Origin of the sequence: Rhodocyclus purpureus (genome assembly GCF_016653115.1) — a bacterium.
Lineage (GTDB): Bacteria > Pseudomonadota > Gammaproteobacteria > Burkholderiales > Rhodocyclaceae > Rhodocyclus > Rhodocyclus purpureus.
The window spans coordinates 78,389-95,343 of record NZ_NHRX01000067.1; the positions used below are offsets into that span (position 1 = coordinate 78,389).

Annotated in this window: 13 protein-coding genes and 1 pseudogene; 6 read left to right on the forward strand and 8 right to left on the reverse strand. The window is 68.0% G+C overall.

The features are described 5' to 3' along the window. The first annotated feature begins 966 nt into the window (after window positions 1-966). A complete protein-coding gene (locus CCR84_RS15215) occupies window positions 967-1,857 on the forward strand; it encodes an alpha/beta fold hydrolase (RefSeq protein ID WP_242508767.1) in 891 nt (296 codons plus the stop codon). Window positions 1,858-1,930: 73 nt separating this feature from the next. Here the strand turns inward: CCR84_RS15215 and CCR84_RS16640 are convergent, their stop codons facing one another. Both CCR84_RS16640 and CCR84_RS16840 read right to left on the reverse strand, forming a co-directional pair. Next, on the reverse strand, window positions 1,931-2,272 hold the full coding sequence (locus CCR84_RS16640; RefSeq protein ID WP_242508781.1) for an acyl-CoA thioesterase: 342 nt from the start codon (window positions 2,270-2,272) through the stop codon (window positions 1,931-1,933). Window positions 2,273-2,338: 66 nt separating this feature from the next. Further along, window positions 2,339-2,728 (reverse strand): annotated as a pseudogene (locus CCR84_RS16840) (acyl-CoA thioesterase); the annotation flags it as partial. A 322-nt stretch (window positions 2,729-3,050) separates the two neighbouring features. Between CCR84_RS16840 and map the strand changes: the two are divergent. After that, window positions 3,051-3,830: a type I methionyl aminopeptidase gene (gene map / locus CCR84_RS15225; protein WP_201214086.1), complete on the forward strand. Its 780-nt coding sequence runs from the start codon at window positions 3,051-3,053 to the stop codon at window positions 3,828-3,830. On the opposite strand, the gene CCR84_RS15230 is transcribed toward map, so the two are convergent. After that, on the reverse strand, window positions 3,831-4,766 hold the full coding sequence (locus tag CCR84_RS15230; RefSeq protein WP_201214087.1) for an AEC family transporter: 936 nt from the start codon (window positions 4,764-4,766) through the stop codon (window positions 3,831-3,833). It abuts the gene before it with no gap. 217 nt (window positions 4,767-4,983) lie between these two features. Here CCR84_RS15230 and CCR84_RS15235 point away from each other — a divergent pair, with 217 nt between their 5' ends. The 3 genes from CCR84_RS15235 (at window position 4,984) to CCR84_RS15245 (ending at window position 7,879) form a co-directional block, all read left to right on the forward strand. Continuing rightward, entirely contained in the window at window positions 4,984-6,141 is a 1,158-nt protein-coding gene (locus tag CCR84_RS15235) for an iron-containing alcohol dehydrogenase (protein WP_201214088.1), read from the forward strand. Between the two features lie 303 nt (window positions 6,142-6,444). Continuing rightward, complete coding sequence (locus tag CCR84_RS15240; RefSeq protein ID WP_201214089.1) at window positions 6,445-6,726, forward strand: putative quinol monooxygenase; 282 nt, start codon at window positions 6,445-6,447, stop codon at window positions 6,724-6,726. 55 nt (window positions 6,727-6,781) lie between these two features. After that, window positions 6,782-7,879 carry an NADH:flavin oxidoreductase/NADH oxidase gene (locus CCR84_RS15245; protein ID WP_201214091.1) on the forward strand — a complete coding sequence of 366 codons (1,098 nt, stop codon included), beginning with the start codon at window positions 6,782-6,784 and terminating at the stop codon, window positions 7,877-7,879. Between the two features lie 198 nt (window positions 7,880-8,077). On the opposite strand, the gene pgl is transcribed toward CCR84_RS15245, so the two are convergent. From pgl to CCR84_RS15265, 4 genes are all read right to left on the reverse strand, one after another. Continuing rightward, window positions 8,078-8,788, reverse strand: coding sequence for a 6-phosphogluconolactonase (gene pgl / locus CCR84_RS15250; RefSeq protein WP_201214099.1), 711 nt, complete (start codon window positions 8,786-8,788; stop codon window positions 8,078-8,080). Next, a complete protein-coding gene (gene zwf / locus CCR84_RS15255) occupies window positions 8,785-10,200 on the reverse strand; it encodes a glucose-6-phosphate dehydrogenase (RefSeq protein WP_201214101.1) in 1,416 nt (471 codons plus the stop codon). The genes pgl and zwf overlap by 4 nt, the downstream gene beginning before the upstream one ends. Next, entirely contained in the window at window positions 10,197-11,222 is a 1,026-nt protein-coding gene (gnd, locus tag CCR84_RS15260; protein ID WP_201214103.1) for a phosphogluconate dehydrogenase (NAD(+)-dependent, decarboxylating), read from the reverse strand. Before gnd ends, zwf begins: the two co-directional genes overlap by 4 nt. 116 nt (window positions 11,223-11,338) lie before the next feature. Continuing rightward, the gene (locus CCR84_RS15265) at window positions 11,339-12,172 is read right to left on the reverse strand and encodes a M90 family metallopeptidase (RefSeq protein WP_201214105.1); all 834 of its coding nucleotides are present in this window, start codon (window positions 12,170-12,172) and stop codon (window positions 11,339-11,341) included. Window positions 12,173-12,267: 95 nt separating this feature from the next. On the opposite strand from CCR84_RS15265, the gene CCR84_RS15270 reads away from it, so the two are divergent. After that, window positions 12,268-14,514: a RelA/SpoT family protein gene (locus CCR84_RS15270; RefSeq protein ID WP_201214108.1), complete on the forward strand. Its 2,247-nt coding sequence runs from the start codon at window positions 12,268-12,270 to the stop codon at window positions 14,512-14,514. An 84-nt stretch (window positions 14,515-14,598) separates the two neighbouring features. Here CCR84_RS15270 and ppk1 read toward each other — a convergent pair whose 3' ends face one another. Continuing rightward, window positions 14,599-16,716: a polyphosphate kinase 1 gene (gene ppk1, locus CCR84_RS15275; RefSeq protein WP_201214116.1), complete on the reverse strand. Its 2,118-nt coding sequence runs from the start codon at window positions 16,714-16,716 to the stop codon at window positions 14,599-14,601. Window positions 16,717-16,955: the final 239 nt, after the last annotated feature.

Sequence of the window (16,955 nt, forward strand, 5' to 3'; positions counted from 1 at the left end):
TGCCCTTGCCCGACATCCACGGCGGACCCGATGCGAGCCCTACGCACTGGATCGCCACGCCCTGCGGGCTCGCGATGACGCGTTGTGTGGATCACCACGCCCTTCGGGCTCGCGATGATGCTTCTCGTTCAGAGCAGGGCGTTTCGTCATTGCGAGGCGCGCAGCGCCGTGGCAATCCAGTTCGTTCCTCCGTCTCCTCGCCCTTGCCCGCCATCCACTGCGGACCCGATGCGAGCCCTACGCACTGGATCGCCACGCCCTGCGGGCTCGCGATGACGCGTTGTGTGGATCGCCACGCCCTTCGGGCTCGCGATGACGCGTGTCGTTCAGAGCAGGGCATTTCGTCATTGCGAGGCGCGCAGCGCCGTGGCAGTCCAGTTCGTTCCTCCGTCTCCTCGCCCTTGCCCGACATCCACGGCGGACCCGATGCGAGCCCTACGCACTGGATCGCCACGCCCTGCGGGCTCGCGATGACGCGTTGTGTGGATCACCACGCCCTTCGGGCTCGCGATGATGCTTCTCGTTCAGAGCAGGGCGTTTCGTCATTGCGAGGCGCGCAGCGCCGTGGCAATCCAGTTCGTTCCTCCGTCTCCTCGCCCTTGCCCGCCATCCATGGCCGACCGACATCAGCCTTACGCACTGGATCGCCACGCCCTGCGGGCTCGCGATGACGCGTTGTGTGGATCACCACGCCCTTCGGGCTCGCGATGACGCGTGTCGTTCAGAGCAGGGCATTTCGTCATTGCGAGGCGCGCAGCGCCGTGGCAGTCCAGTTCGTTCCTCCGTCTCCTCGCCCTTGCCCGCCATCCATGGCCGACCGATAACAGCCTGACGCACTGGATCGCCACGCCCTGCGGGCTCGCGATGAGCTGCTGATTCGGGCAGCACTTTTGCTTCAGCACTTCGCAGTTTCACGCTAAACTCGCGATGACATTCGCGACCAGGGAGGCGGGTATGGAGTTGGCTATGGGGGTCAGGGCAGGAGGAGTGGCGGCAGCGGCTGATGCACGCCAGCGCGAGCTGCGCTGCGTCTCCCCGGCCGGCGTGCACCGCATGGCCTACCTGGAATTCGGGCCGCGCGATGCCGCGCGCACGCTCGTCTGCGTGCATGGCCTGACGCGCAACGGCCGCGACTTCGTCCCGCTCGCCGAACGACTGGCGGCAGAGGGCTGGCGCGTCGTCTGCCCAGACGTCGTCGGTCGCGGGCGCAGCGCCTGGCTCGGCGATCCGCGCCATTACGACCTGCCGCAGTATGTCGCCGACATGATGACGCTGATCGGAAGACTCGACGTCGATTCGGTGCAGTGGCTCGGCACCTCGATGGGCGGGCTGATCGGCATGCTCATCGCCAGCCTCGACGACTCGCCGATCGAACGCCTGATCCTGAACGACGTCGGTCCCTTCGTCGCCGCCGCAGGCCTCGGCCGCGTCGGCGATTACCTCGGCAAGGCGCCCGATTTCGCCGGCATTGACGAGGCCGAGCGCTACCTGCGCGTCGTCTGCGCGCCCTTCGGCGATCTCGGCGACGCCGGCTGGCGCCAGCTCGCCGAGTCGAGCGTCCATCGGTCCGCGGACGGACGCTGGCTCATGCGCTACGACCCGCGTATCGGCGACAACTTCCGCGTGCAGGCCGCCGGCGGCGACATCGACCTGTGGCCCATCTACGAGCGAATCCGCTGCCCGACGCTGGCGATCCGCGGCGCTAGCTCCGACATCCTGAGCCGTGAAACCCTCGCCGAAATGGCGCGGCGCGGTCCCTGCGCGCGCACCGTCGAAGTCCCCGGCGTCGGCCACGCGCCGATGTTCTTCGCCGACGAGCAGATCGCAGTGCTGCGGGATTTCCTGCTCGCGGCTTGAGTCCTGCGCGCTTTCCTGCGACCGGCGCGGCGATCGACGGCTGCAGGTCCTGGCGGTCGCGCCTCACTTCGCCTTACTTCGTCTTGAGCTGCCGGGTGCGGAAGATGTCGAGCGCGACGAAGGTCAGCCTGGCCTCGGTCACCTTCACGATCTCCGGATTTTCGGGGTGGCGCTCGGCAAACACTTCGACGTCGACCGTGACCGAACTGTTGCCGACCGAGCTGATTCCGGCGTAGAAAGTGACGAGATCTCCCACCGCAATCGGCTGCTTGAAGACGAAGGAGTTCACCGCGACCGTGGATACCTTCGACTTGGTCTGCCGGATCGCCGGAATCGCGCCGGCGATATCCACCATCGACATGATCCAGCCGCCGAACACGTCGCCGGCCGGGTTGATGTCGCTCGGCATCGGCATGACCTGAAGCGCGATTTCCTTGTCCGGCGAGGGGCCGCAGGCAGGCAAGGGGGGGCTGGCCGGGGTTTCCTTCGGGACCTGACGCTTGTTGCCGCTGGCGTCGATGGCGACGTAGGTCAGACGAGCTTCGGTCACCTTCACGATCACCGGGTTCTTAGGATTGCGCTCGGCGAAGACCTCGACGTCAACGGTGATCGACGTCCTGCCGACGGCCACGACTTCGGCGTAGAAACTCACCGAATCGCCGACCGAGACCGGCTGCTTGAACACGAAGGAATTGACGGACACCGTCACCACCCGTGAGCGCGCCCGGCGCAGGGCGCAGATTCCGCCTGCAACGTCGACCATCGCCATGATCCAGCCGCCAAAGACGTCTCCGGCCGGGTTGAGGTCGGCCGGCATCGGCATCATGCGCAAGGCCAGCGGCTTGCTTGTCGGAGCCGCGGCCGGCCCCATGGAAATCTCGGTCATCGATTCATCCTGGTTGGTAATGAAGGTCTCAGCTGCAATGATCGCAGCAAAACGGCCGTCGTGCCTCGGAGACAGCCCGGGGAGACCGGGCAAGCGCACGCAGCAAGCTCTGCGAGCGATAAGCTGTCAGGAGCAATGGTGCGCAGAGGTGCTGTTCACAACATGCTGAAGCGGGCGCTTTTCGCTTGCCCTGCGCCGGCCGCGATGGCTAGGCGCTGCACGGCGAGTCTTGGTACGATACAAGGTCGGGTAGCGACCGTCAGCGGTCGTCGCCAGCATTCCCATTTCGAGCAGCGGTAAAGGCGGCATGATCTTCTTCAAGCGGGTGACTACGAAGTCCGAGTCCGAGATCGACATGGCACGGCGTTCCGGCAGGCTGGCTGCCGAGGTCCTGGGAATGATTGCCGAACACGTGAGGCCGGGCGTGACCACCGAGCAGCTTGACCGCATCTGCCATGACTACATCGTCGATGTGCTGCAGGCGGTTCCGGCGAACGTCGGCTACCGGGGCTATCCGAAGACGATCTGCACCTCCTTGAACGAGGTCGTCTGCCACGGGATTCCGGACGGGCGCGAACTGCGCGACGGCGACATCCTCAACATCGACGTGGCCGTCGTCAAGGACGGCTGGTACGGCGACACGAGTCGCATGTACTTCGTCGGCGAATCCAGCCCGCTGGCGAGATGCCTGGTGCACACGACCCACGCAGCGCTGGAGGCAGGAATCCGCGCCGTGCGGCCCGGGGCGACGCTGGGTGACGTCGGCCACGCCATCCAGAGCGTCGCCGAACAGGCGGGATTCAGCGTTGTGCGCGAGTACTGCGGCCATGGCATCGGCAAGGTCTATCACGACAAGCCGCAGGTCTATCACTTCGGACGGCCGGGCTCGGGTCTGAAGCTCAAGCCGGGAATGGTGTTCACCATCGAGCCGATGATCAATGCCGGGAAGGCCGACATCCGCCTGCTCTCCGACCGGTGGACGGTCGTCACCAGGGACGGCTCGCTCTCCGCGCAGTGGGAGCACATGGTCGCAGTCACCGCGGACGGCGTCGAGGTGCTCACGCCGTGGCCTGAGGGTAAGGGGTGATCACCGCGTCAGCGCCAGCACCAGGGGGGTCGTCAGCGCCGCCAGTGCGGTCGACATGACCAGGCTGCCGGCGACCGGGCCTTCGAGCGCCTTGAACTGGCGCGACATCAGGTAGACGTTGGCGCCGACCGCGAGCGAAGCGAGCAGGACGACGACCTGGGTCTCCAGCGGCGGCAGCCCGAGGGCTCTCGCCAGCAGCCAGACGATCAAGGGCTGCAGCAGCAGCTTGATGCCGCTGATCGTCGCGCTGATCCGCCAGCCTTCGCGGATTCCGTATTCGGCGAGTCCCATCCCGAGCGCGACCAGCGCGATCGGGGCGGCCGACTGGCCGAGCATGCGCAGCGGCACGTCGATGATCATGGGAACGCCGATGCCGGTGAGCCCGAACAGGCTGCCGGAGACGATCGAGGCGACGATCGGGTTGGTGATCACCGAGCGCGCGGTGCGCGCGAAGCCGCGCAGCGAAAACTCGCCGTGCCGCGCCCACTCGACCGAGACGGTGACCAGGGTCCACAGGATCAGCGAGTTGAAGACGAGGACCAGCGCGACCGCGGGCAGCGCGGCGTCGCCGAGCGTCACCTTGGCCAGCGGGATGCCGAGCAGCACGTTGTTCGAGAAGACGCCGCCGAGCGCGAACACCGACTGGCTGACGCCGTCGAGGGCGAAGGCCTTCCACGCGATCAGGCGGCCGATGACGAAGACGATCAGGCAGCTGCCGAAGAAGGCGAGCAGGAGGCGCGCGTCGACCGGCGGCAGCTGCGAGAAATCGCTCATCATGCGGAACAGCATCGCCGGCAGCGCGATCGTGAACAGGAACTGCGTCAGGTTGTCCGACATCGAGCGCGGCCACTTCATCACGCGCATCAGCGCGAAGCCGACCAGGATCAGCAGGAACAGCGGCGAAGCGAGCGAGAGGGTGTGGAGGAAATCTTGCATGCGGCTATTGTCCGCCAGTGTTCCCGCCTATTGCCAGCGCCACGAACGCGGATCACGATGAACCCGGCGGCCGTGCCGCGGTCGGAGGACGGTTGGCGCAGTTCATGGCAAGGCAGGCTTCCGCGGCGGCAGAAGGATGCACTACCATCGACCGTCCGCTCTTCCGCCTGCCGGGCGGCGTCCCGACCTCACCACCGTATTCACGAAAGGAATCCGCATGCTGAATTTCGAGTATTACAACCCGACGCAGATCGTCTTCGGCAAGGGCAGCATCGCCCGCCTGGCCAAGCTCGTTCCCGCCGACGCGCGCGTGCTGGTGCTCTACGGCGGCGGCAGCGCCGAGCGCAACGGCACGCTGGCCGAGGTCGAGGCCGCGCTCGGCCAGCGGACCGTGCAGCGCTTTGCCGGCATCGAGGCGAACCCGAGCTACGAGACGCTGATGCAGGCGGTCGAACAGATCCGCCGCGAGAAGCTCGACTTCCTGCTCGCGGTCGGCGGCGGCTCGGTGATCGATGGCACCAAGTTCGTCGCTGCCGCGGTCGATTACGCGGGCGATCCGTGGGAGATCCTCGAAACCTACGGCGCGAAGATCAAGAGCGCCTTGCCCTTCGGCTGCGTGCTGACGCTGCCGGCGACCGGGTCGGAGATGAACAGCTTCTCGGTGATCAGCCGCAAGTCGCTGCAGGCCAAGCTGTCCTTCGGCAGCAAGCACGTCTTCCCGCGCTTCTCGGTGCTCGACCCGACCAGAACCTACACGCTGCCGGAGCGCCAGGTCGCCAACGGCGTCGTCGATGCCTTCGTGCATGTGATGGAGCAGTACCTCACCTATCCGGTGGGCGCGCCGGTGCAGGACCGCTACGCCGAAGGCCTGCTGCAGACGCTGGTCGAGATCGGCCCGCTGGCGCTGGCCAAACCCGACGATTACGAGGTCCGCGCCAACCTGATGTGGGCTGCCACGCAGGCGCTCAACGGACTGATCGGCGCCGGCGTGCCGCAGGACTGGGCGACGCACATGATCGGCCACGAGATCACCGCGATGTTCGGTCTCGATCACGCGCAGACGCTGGCGATCGTCCTGCCTGCCTTGCTCGACCAGCGCCGCGCGGCCAAGCGCGACAAGCTCCTGCAGTACGCCGCGCGCGTCTGGCAGATCGACTCGGGCAGCGACGACGAGCGCATCGACGCCGCCATCGCGCGTACGCGCGCCTTCTTCGAATCGGTCGGGGTGAAGACCCGCTTCGGCGACTACGGCATCGGTGCCGATGCCGTTCCGCGCCTCATCGCGCAACTCGAAGCGCACGGCATGACCGCGCTCGGCGAGCGCCGCGACATGGATCTGGCGCTCAGCCGCCGCGTGCTCGAAGCCTGCCTTTAAGCTGAAACAGCCCCCGTTCGGGCCTGCCGGCCCTCCCACCAGCGGCTGCGTGCGCAGTGGGAGCGGCGGCAGCCGCGCAAGCCCACGCTTCATGGCGAGTCGTGCCACCCCTCCGCATGAAACGCAGCCATTCGCTGCCGTCATTGCGAGGCGCGTAGCGCCGCGGCAATCCAGTTCGTTCTTCCAGTTTTGCGGCCTCGCCAACTGACGGGCTGCCGATCGCGACGGCATCGGCAGATCAGGTCGGACGATGTTTCACGAAATTGTTCCACGCTTCACGTTAACCTGTAAGGAGATTCACCCATGACCGTTCATATCGTCGCCCGCTTCACCGCCCGTCCCGACACCGTCGCGCAACTGCGCCCGATCCTGCAGGGCCTGCTCGAACCGACGCGCAAGGAGGCTGGCTGCCTGCGCTACGAGTTGCTGCACAACGCGGCCGACCCGACCGACTTCACCTTCGTCGAGGAATGGGCCGACGATGCGGCGATCGACGCCCACCTGCAGACGCCGCACCTGCTGGATGCGGTGGCGCGCTCGCAAGCGCTCAGCACGCTCGATGTGCGCCGCTACGCCGCCTGCTGAGCGAATTTCCCACCTTCACCCGCTTTCCCGGATTTTCCGCATGGAGTTCTGACCGATGTCGGCATTGTTCTCACCCTTCAAGCTCAAGGACGTCACGCTGCGCAACCGCATCGCCATCCCGCCGATGTGCCAGTACCAGGCCAGCGACGGCCTGATCAACGACTGGCACCGTGTCCACTACGCGGCGCTTGCACGCGGTGGTGCCGGTCTCGTCATCGTCGAGGCGACCGCGGTTGCTCCGGAAGGCCGCATCACCCCGGCCTGCCTCGGACTTTGGAACGACGAGCAGGCGCAAGCCCTGGCGCCGGTGGCCGCCGCGATCAAGGCCGCCGGTGCCGTCCCCGGGATCCAGATCGGTCACGCCGGGCGCAAGGCCAACGCCAACCGCCCCTGGGAAGGCGACGACCATATCGCCGCCAACGATGCGCGCGCCTGGCAGACCCTCTCGCCGTCGGCGATCGCCTTCGGCGCCAACCTGCCGCGCGAGCCGAAGGCGATGACGGCGGACGACATCGCCCGCGTGCGCGCGGATTTCGTTGCTGCCGCCAAGCGCGCGCGCGACGCGGGTTTCGAGTGGCTCGAACTGCACTTCGCCCATGGTTACCTCGGGCAGAGCTTCTTCTCGGTGCATGCCAACCAGCGCAACGATGCCTGGGGCGGCAGCTTCGAGAAGCGCAGCCGCTTCCTGCTGGAGACGCTGGCCGCGGTGCGCCAGGTCTGGCCCGAGCACCTGCCGCTGACGGCGCGCTTCGGCGTCATCGAATACGACGGGCGCGACGAGGAAACCCTCGCCGAATCGATCGAGCTCGCGCGCAGGTTCAAGCGCGAAGGGCTCGACCTCTTGAGCGTCAGCGTCGGTTTCTCGACCCCGGCGGCGAACATCCCGTGGGCACCGGCCTTCCTCGCGCCGGTCGCCGAACGCGTGCGCCGCGAGGCCGGTCTGCCGGTCGCCTCGGCTTGGGGGATCGACACGCCGGAACTCGCCGAGCGCACGGTCAGGGACGGCCAGCTCGATCTGGTGATGGTCGGACGCGCGCATCTGGCCAATCCGCACTGGCCGTTCCATGCGGCACGCCAGCTCGGCATCGAGCGCACGTCGTGGGTGCTGCCGGCACCCTACGCGCACTGGCTCGAACGCTATTCAGTCTCCTGAGCCGGAGTCGGTGCCGCGGCGCAAGCTCAGATAGGCACGAAATGCACGAAAAACACGAAATCATTATTCAATTTGTGGCTTTCGTGTTTTTCGTGGCTGAAAAGAGCTTTCAAGCTCGATTCATTCCTCTCCGTTCGGGCTTGGCGAAGCTCTGGCGAAGCCCGCCAGAAAGCGAAGGGAAATGTTCACGGGGCGGCTTCAGCCTGCGCCCTGCGGCAGCAGCCGGGCCTCGACCAGTACCTCGATTGGCGTCGCCCCCCGCAGCACGCTCACCGGAAGCCTCGCGCCCGCGCGCCAGGCATCGACTGCCGCGCGTTTTTCCTCGCCGCTGACGATGAAGAGCATCGCGCGGGTGCGCGAGAGGCGGGCGGCGGAGAGCGACACGCGCTCGGGTGGCGGTTTCGGCGCGTCGTGGATGGCCAGCGCGTCGGGCGACCCTTCCCGTTCGCCCCATGCCTTGCCCGGAAACAGGCTGGCCGTGTGCCCGTCCTCGCCGAGTCCGAGCAGCACGAGGTCGAAGTCGCCGACGGCGGCGAGCGCGCGCGCGCAGGCCTCGGCTGCGGCTGCGGCGCCGAGTTCGCCGGGGATCGCGTGCACCTGAGCGGCCGGGATCGGCACCCGATCGAGCCAGGCCGCGCCCGCCATGCGCGAGTTGCGCCCGGCGTCGTCCGCCGGCAGGCAGCGCTCGTCGCCGAAATAGACGTGCCACTTCGACCAGTCGGTCGGCGCGCTGCACAGGCTCGCGTAGATGGCGCGCGGCGTGTTGCCGCCGGCGAGGACGAGGTGGAATTCGTCGCGTCCGGCGATGGCACTGCCGGCTGCGGCGAGGATGAAGTCCCGCGCGGCTTCCTGGAGCGCCCCTTGGTCGGGGCAGGGGTGCCAGCGCAAGTTCTGCGACAACTCGCTCACGCAGCTTCCTCGGGCAGCGGGTCGTGCCAGGCACAGATTCCCGCGAGCAGTCGATCGGCTTCACGCGGCCCCCAGCTCCCCGGCGCGTAGTCGTGGATCGGCGCACAGTTGCCGAGCAGCGGCTCGACGATCCGCCAGGATTCGTCGACCGCGTCGTAGCGCGTGAACAGCGCGGTCTCGCCGCGCAGGGCGTCGCCGAGCAGGCGCTCGTAGGGGCTCATCTCGTCGCTCCAGCGCGGGCGGACGAGCAGGTCCACCTTCTCGCCGACCATCGCCTCGCCGGGCAGCTTGTGCCGCGCGCCGGCCGAGATGCGCACGTCGGGGCTCAGACGGAAGCGGAAGTCGTTGGCCTCGCAACTGCCGATCTCGTCGAAGATCCGCTGCGGCGGCGGCTTCAGCTGCACGCGTACCTCGTTCGCGCTCACCGCCATGCGCTTGCCGGCGCGCAGGAAGAAGGGCACGCCTGCCCAGCGCCAGCTGTCGATCGAGAGGCGCAGCGCGACATAGGTCTCGACCTGCGAGTCGGGTGCCACCCCGGCTTCGGCGCGGTAGCCCAGGTACTGGCCGCGTACCACGTCGGCGGCCGTCGGCGGGCGGATCGCGCGCAGCAGGCGGGCCTTCTCGTCGCGCAGCGAGTCGGCGTCGCCGGCGACCGGCGCGTCCATCGCCAGCAGCGCGAGCACCTGCAGCAGGTGGTTCTGCACGACGTCGCGCAAGGCGCCGACTTCCTCGTAGAAGCGGCCGCGCCCCTGCACGCCGGCGTGCTCGGCCAGCGTGATCTCGACGCTGGCGACGTGGTTGCGGTTCCAGATCGGTTCGAGGAAGGCATTGGCGAAGCGGAAGTAGAGCAGGTTCTGGATCGCCTCCTTGCCGAGGAAATGGTCGATGCGGTAGATCGCCGACTCGGGAAAGAATTCGAGCAGCGTCGCGTTCAGTTCGCGTGCCGAGGCCAGGTCGCGGCCGAAGGGCTTCTCGACGATCAGGCGCGCGTCGCGCGTGCACTCGCACCGGTGCAGCCCGCGCGCGACCGGGACGAACATCGACGGCGGGATGGCCAGGTAGTGCAGCGGGCGCTTGGCGTCGCCGAGCGCCTGGCGCAGGCGGGCGAAGGTCGCCTCGTCACGGTAGTCGCCATCGACGTAGCGGAGCAGCGCGGCAAGCCGGTCGAAGGCAGAAGCGTCGAAACTGCCGTGCGCTGCCAGGCTCTGGCGCGCTCGCTCGCGGAACTGCTCCAGATTCCAGCCGGAACGGCCGACGCCGATCACCGGAACCTCGAGTCGTCCACGCCTGACCAGTGCCTGCAGCGCGGGAAAGATCTTGTTGAAGGCGAGGTCGCCGGTGGCGCCGAAGAAGACGAAGGCGTCGGCGGCAGGTCCCGGAGGGCCAGGAAGGCCTTGGGGAGGCCGGCTCATTGCTCTTCTCCGGGAGGCTTGGGCGCGCCGTGGCCGCCGAACTGCCGGCGCATCGCCGACAGCACGCGGTCGGCGAAGGCTGCGTTGCCACGCGAACTGAAGCGCTGGTAGAGCGCCGCGCTCAAGACTGGAACGGGCACCCCCGTGTCGATGGCAGCGGCCAGCGTCCACCTGCCCTCGCCGGAATCGGCGACGCTGTCCGGGAAGCCGGCAAGCTCGGCGTCGGCGGCCAGCGCCGCGGCGGTGAGGTCGAGCAGCCACGAGCCGATCACGCTGCCGCGCCGCCACAGCTCGGCGATCGCCGGCAGGTCGAACTGGTAGCGGTAGTGCTCGGGGTGGCGCAGCGGCGTCGTCTCGGCGTCGGCTGCGTGCTGGTGCAGCCCGGCATCGGCGTGGCGCAGCAGGTTGAGTCCCTCGGCGTAGGCGGCCATCAGCCCGTACTCGATGCCGTTATGCACCATCTTGACGAAGTGACCGGCACCGTGCGGACCGCAGTGCAGCCAGCCCTCGGTGGCGCTGTCGCGGCGCCGCCCCGGGGTCGCCGGCGCCGCATCGACGCCGGGCGCGAGGGTCGCGAAGATCGGTGCCAGCCGGTCGACGATTGCGGACTCGCCGCCGATCATCAGGCAATAGCCGCGTTCGAGCCCGGCGACGCCGCCGCTGGTGCCGACGTCGAGGTAGTGGATGCCTGCCGCCTGCAGCTCTGCAGCGCGCCGGATGTCGTCTTGATGGCAGGAGTTGCCGCCGTCGATGACGATGTCGCCGGCCCGCAGATGCGGAACGAGTTCGGCGATCTGCCGGTCGACGAGCGCCGCCGGCAGCATCAGCCAGAGGACGCGCGGCGCTTCCTGCAGTCCGGCGAGGAGTTCCGCGGGCGAACCCGCGACCTCGACGCCGCCCGCCTGCGCGCGTTCGCGCGCCGCCGCGTCGGGATCGAGGCCGAGCACCCGGTGACCGCCGCGCCGCAGACGCAACGCCATGTTGGCGCCCATCCTCCCCTGTCCGATCATTCCCAGTTCCATGCCCGCTCCCCGAGAGAGTGCCTGCCCAAGGCTTCCGGGATGCCGCCGCGTGTGCTGACGGAATCACCGACCGCCGTGGAATGCGACCGGCACGCGCGCAGCGAGTTCCCCGGCGCTCAGGCGTGCTTGCGTGTCGCCGGATCCTGCCGGTAGAAGGCGGTGAGCAGCGCGTACAGCTCGGGAAAACGCGCCTGCAGGAGCGTTGGCGTCTCGAAGAAGGATTCGCTCATCACCGCGAAGAATTCGGCGGGGCTCTCGGCGCCATAGGGATCGAGTCCCGAGGGCAGGCAGAAGTCGTCTGCGGCGTCTTCCGGCGCTCCTGCTGCCGCGCAGGCTTCCTCGGCGGCATCGACCTCGGCGCAGAAGTCCTCCCAGGCGTCGAACAACGTCTCCTCCCACTGCGTGCGGCTGATCGTGCGCGGCAGGGGCGGGATGCCGTCGGCCTCGCCGTTGCACATGTCGAGCTTGTGCGCGAATTCGTGGATGACCACGTTGTAGCCGGCGCCGGCCATCTGCGCGTCGCTCCAGGAGATCAAGAGCGGGCCGCCGGCCCAGGCTTCGCCGGAGGCGATCTCGTCGTATTCGTGCACGACCCCGAACTCGTCCTCGACGCTGCGCGGGATGACGAACTCGTCGGGGTAGACGACGATGCCGACCCAGCCCGCGTAGGCACGCAGGCCAAGGTTGAGGATCGGCAGGCAGCCCTGGGCGGCGATCGAGACGCACATCGCGTCGTCGAGTTCCAGCCCGCCGGCGCTGGAAAACTCTTTCTCGCCGAGGAACTCCTGGCACAGCGCGCGCAGGCGGCACTTTTCATCGTCGTCGAGCGCGTCGAGGAAGGGCAGGCCGGCGAGGGTCGCCTGCCAGAGCTCGTCCGGGATCTGCGGGCGCTCGCCGGTTACCCGTCCGAAGACGCGCCCGAGCGTCCGTCCGAGCAGTTTTCCGATCATGATTTCCTTGTCCGGCCGAAAAAGCGAATTATCCCCGATTCACCGCTGCGCCAAACTCTCCCACATGCGCCAGCGGATCGGGGATAATCCTTGTCATGGTTTCAGTCGTCCATTCCCTAGCCGCGCTCAGCGACCCCGAAGAATCCATCGCCACCCTGAGTCATGGCCTCACGGCCGACGAGGCGGCGCGCCTGCGCGAGGCGGTCGAGTTTGCGCGTTCGTCCTATGGCAACGAGGCGCTCGGTACCCACGAGAGCGTCTGGTCGCACGCCCTCGGCATGGCGCTGATCGTCGCCGGGCTACGCCTCGACGTCGATTCGCGCATCGCCGCCCTGCTGTTCGCTTATCCGGGCCTGATGGGCGGGGAGGGCAAGGAGGGAGAAGTGGCGGCCGAGGAGCAGATCGCGGCGCGCTTCGGTCGCCCGGTTGCGCAACTCGTCGCCGGCATCACCCGCCTGACCCGCCTGCGCCCGATCGCGCGCGGCTTCCTGCGCGACGCCGGCGAGGACCCGAACGAGGCCAAGGCGCAGATCGAGGTGCTGCGCAAGATGCTGCTGGCGATGGTCGAGGACATCCGCGTCGTCCTCCTGCGCCTCGCTTCGCGCACGCAGACGCTGCGCTACTACGCGGCGAATCCGGCCGAACTGCGCGTCACGGTCGCGCGCGAGACGCTCGAACTGTATTCGCCGCTCGCCAACCGGCTCGGCGTCTGGGAACTGAAGTGGGAACTCGAGGACCTCTCCTTCCGTTTCCTGCATCCCGACATCTACAGGAAGATCGCCACCCAGCTCGACGAGAAGCGGATCGAGCGCGAGCAGTTCATCACCGACGCCATCGCACGCCTGCGTGAGGAACTGGCCAACGCCGGCGTTCATGATGTCGAGATCTACGGGCGACCGAAGCACATCTACAGCATCTGGAACAAGATGCGCAAGAAGGGCGTCGAGTTTTCCGAGGTCCATGACGTCAGGGCGCTCCGCGTCATCGTCGACGAGGTGAAGGACTGCTACACGGTGCTCGGCATCGCCCACAACCTGTGGACGCCGATCCCCAAGGAGTTCGACGACTACATCTCGCACCCCAAGGGCAACTATTACCGTTCGCTGCATACCGCGGTGCGCTGCCGGGACGGGCGCAGCCTGGAGGTGCAGATCCGCACGCGCGAGATGCACCGCCACGCCGAACTCGGCGTCGCCGCGCACTGGCGTTACAAGGAGGGCAGCAAGCCCGCCGGCGGCGAGGACTACGACGAGAAGATCGCGCTCCTGCGCCAGTTGCTGCAGTGGAAGGACGAAGTCGCCGACTCTGCGGACTGGGTGCAGCGCTACAAGCAGGCCGAACTCGACGAGACGATCTACGTACTGACGCCGCAGGGACGCGTGGTGCCCTTGCCGCGCGGCGCGACGCCGATCGACTTCGCCTACCGCGTGCATACCGATCTCGGCCACCGCTGCCGTGGCGCGCGCGTCAACGGCGCGCTGGTGACGCTCAACACGCCGCTGCAGAACGGCCAGCGCGTCGAGATCATCGCCGCCAAGCAGGGCGGACCCTCGCGCGACTGGCTTAATCCGGCGCAGCATTACCTCGGCACGCCGCGCGCGCGCGCCAAGGTGCGCCAGTGGTTTGCCGGCCTCGCGCACGACGAGTCGCTGGCCGAGGGGCGCACCCTGGTCATGCGCGAACTGCAGCGCATCGGCCTGACCAACGCCAACCTCGACGACATGGCCGGACGGCTCGGGCTGGCCGGCAGCGAGCAGATGCTGATCGCCTTCGCACGCGGCGAGATCGGCCCGCGCGCGCTGCAGGTCGCCGCGCGTGGCGGCGCAGCGGCCCAGCCTGCGGCGACGGAAGCGGCGCCGGAAATGGCGGCGCCGCTGAAGAAGCCGAAGGCGAAGGAGGGCGACTCGGGCATCCTGATCGTCGGTGTCGACAAGCTGATGACCTCGCTGGCCGGCTGCTGCAAGCCGGCGCCGCCCGACGCGATCATCGGCTTCGTCACGCGCGGCAAGGGGGTGTCGATCCACCGCGCCGACTGCTCGAACGTCGCCAACATGTCGCTGCGCCATCCGGAGCGCCTGATCGAGACGGCGTGGGGGATCGGCGGTGGCGGCGTCTTCGCCGTCGATGTCGTGGTCGAGGCCAACGACCGCCAGGGCCTGCTGCGCGATGTTTCCGAAGTCTTCTCGCGCGAGAAGATCAACGTCACCGCGGTCAACACGCTGTCGCGGCAGGGTGCCGCGCGCATGAGTTTCACGGTCGAGATCAGCGACATCGATCACTTGAAGCGCACCCTGGCGACGATCCGCGAGGTGTCGGGCGTCGTCGACGCCCGCCGCGCCTGAGCGCCGGTTCAGCACATCCCGCGCGGACCAGGGAGCGCGTGGGAGCGGCGGCAGCCGCGAACGGGCTGCCGCCTTTCGCCGGGTCTAGGGTTGCAGCAGCTCGCTCAGCTCGCGCTGTGCCGAGCGCGGCTGGCCGCGCCCGCTGCGGCGGTGGTAGCCGCCGTCGCCGTCCATCTCCCAGGCGCCCTGGTTGTCGCGCAGGTAGGTCTGCAGGCCCTCGACGATGACGCGGCGCTTCAGCTTGCGATCGAGGATCGGGAAGGCGAGCTCGATGCGACGGAAGAAGTTGCGGTCCATCCAGTCGGCCGACGACAGATAGACCTTTTCCTCGCCGCCGGCGTGGAAGCAGAAGACGCGGTGGTGTTCGAGGAAGCGGCCGATGATCGAGCGCACGCGGATGTTGTCCGAGAGTCCCGGAACACCCGGGCGCAGGGCGCACACGCCGCGCACGATGAGGTCGATCCTGACGCCGGCCTGCGAGGCCTCGTAGAGCGCGGCGATCGTTTCCGGTTCGAGCAGCGAGTTCATCTTGGCGATGATGCGCGCCTTCTGCCCGGCGCGCGCGGCCTCGGCTTCGGCGCGGATCGCGGCGATGATGTTCGACTGCAGCGTGAACGGTGCCTGCCACAGGTGCGTCAAGGTCTGCGCGCGGCCGAGGCCGGTGAGCTGCTTGAACACCTCGCTGACGTCGTTGCCGATCTCCTCGTTGCAGGTGAGCAGCCCGAAGTCGGTGTACATGCGCGCCGTGCGCGGGTGGTAGTTGCCGGTGCCGAGATGCACGTAGCGCCGCAGCAGGCTGCCGCCGCTGCCGGCGTCGTTCACCTGTTCGCGGCGCACGACCATCAGCATCTTGGCGTGGGTCTTGTAGCCGACGACGCCATAGACCACGTGCGCGCCGACTTCCTCGAGCTTGGTTGCCCAGCCGATGTTCGCCTCCTCGTCGAAGCGCGCCATCAGCTCGACGACGACGGTGACTTCCTTGCCGTTCTGCGCGGCGCGGATCAGCGACTGCATCAGCACCGAATCGGTGCCGGTGCGATAGACGGTCATCTTGATCGCGACCACCTGCGGGTCGGTGGCCGCGCGATCGAGCAGGTCGATCACCGGCGTGAAGCTCTGGTAGGGATGGTGCAGCAGGATGTCGCCGGCGCGGACGCTGTCGAAGATGTCGCAGTTGCTCCTGGCCAGCGCCTTCGGCGTCCCCGGCTTGAAGGAGGGGAATTTCAGGTCGTCGCGCGCAACCCGGTCGGGCACCTGCATCACGCGCACGAGATTGACCGGACCGGCGACGCGGTAGAGGTCGTTCTCCGAGAGGTTGAACTGCGCGAGCAGGAAGTCGGCCATCGCCGGCGAGCAGTTGTCGGCGACTTCGAGGCGGACCGCGTCGCCGAAGTGCCGCTGCGGCAGTTCGCCCTGGATCGTCGTGCGCAGGTTCTTCACTTCTTCCTCGTCGACGAAGAGGTCGCTGTTGCGCGTGACGCGGAACTGGTAGCAGCCGAGCACGTTCATCCCGGAGAACAGTTCGCCGACGAACTCGTGCAGGACCGAGGAGAGGAAGACGAAGGCATAGGGGCAGTCGCACAGCTCGCGCGGCAGCAGGATCACGCGCGGCAGCACGCGCGGCGCCTGCACGATGGCGGCGTCGGAACTGCGCCCGAAGGCGTCCTTGCCTTCGAGTTCGATGGCGAAGTTGAGGCTCTTGTTGAGGACGCGCGGGAAGGGGTGCGAGGGGTCGAGTCCGATCGGCGTCAGTACCGGCATCACCTCGCGCAGGAAGAAGCCGCGGATCCACTCGCGCTGCGGCTCGTTCCAGTCCGAGCGGCGCAGGAAGCGGATGCCTTCGGCGTCGAGCGCAGGCAGGATTTCCTGGTTGAACAGCGCGTACTGCGTCTCGATCAGGGCGCGCGCTTCGGCGCTGACGCGCAGCAGGTTTTCCTGCGCCGACAGGCCGTCGGTGGTGATCGCCTGCGAGCCGAGCTTGATCTGTTCCTTGAGTCCGGCAACGCGGATCTCGAAGAACTCGTCCAGGTTGCTGCTGACGATGCACAGGAAGCGCAGTCGTTCGAGCAGCGGATGGCGCGGGTCCTGCGCCTGCGCCAGCACGCGCCGGTTGAACGCGAGCAGCCCGAGTTCGCGGTTGAGGAAGTGTTCCGGGGGGAGTTGCAGCGCGGCGTGGCGCTCGGAGAGGGTGTGCGTAGGCATGGGCAGGAGGACCGTTAGTGGCTGAACTGGCAGCACGCCATTATGTTGCAGCGATGTTACACGGGGATGACGATCGGCGCGCCGACCCCTTCCCGATAGTACACCCAAATACGCGCACGGCCCAACGCTGCCTGCCGCTGCGGGCGCTGGCGCGCTTCCCTCGCGCCGTGCCGGGCAGGCGCTCGCCACGCCCGGCACGGCGGGCATGGTAGAATCGGAAGCTTTACCGAGCTGGACGG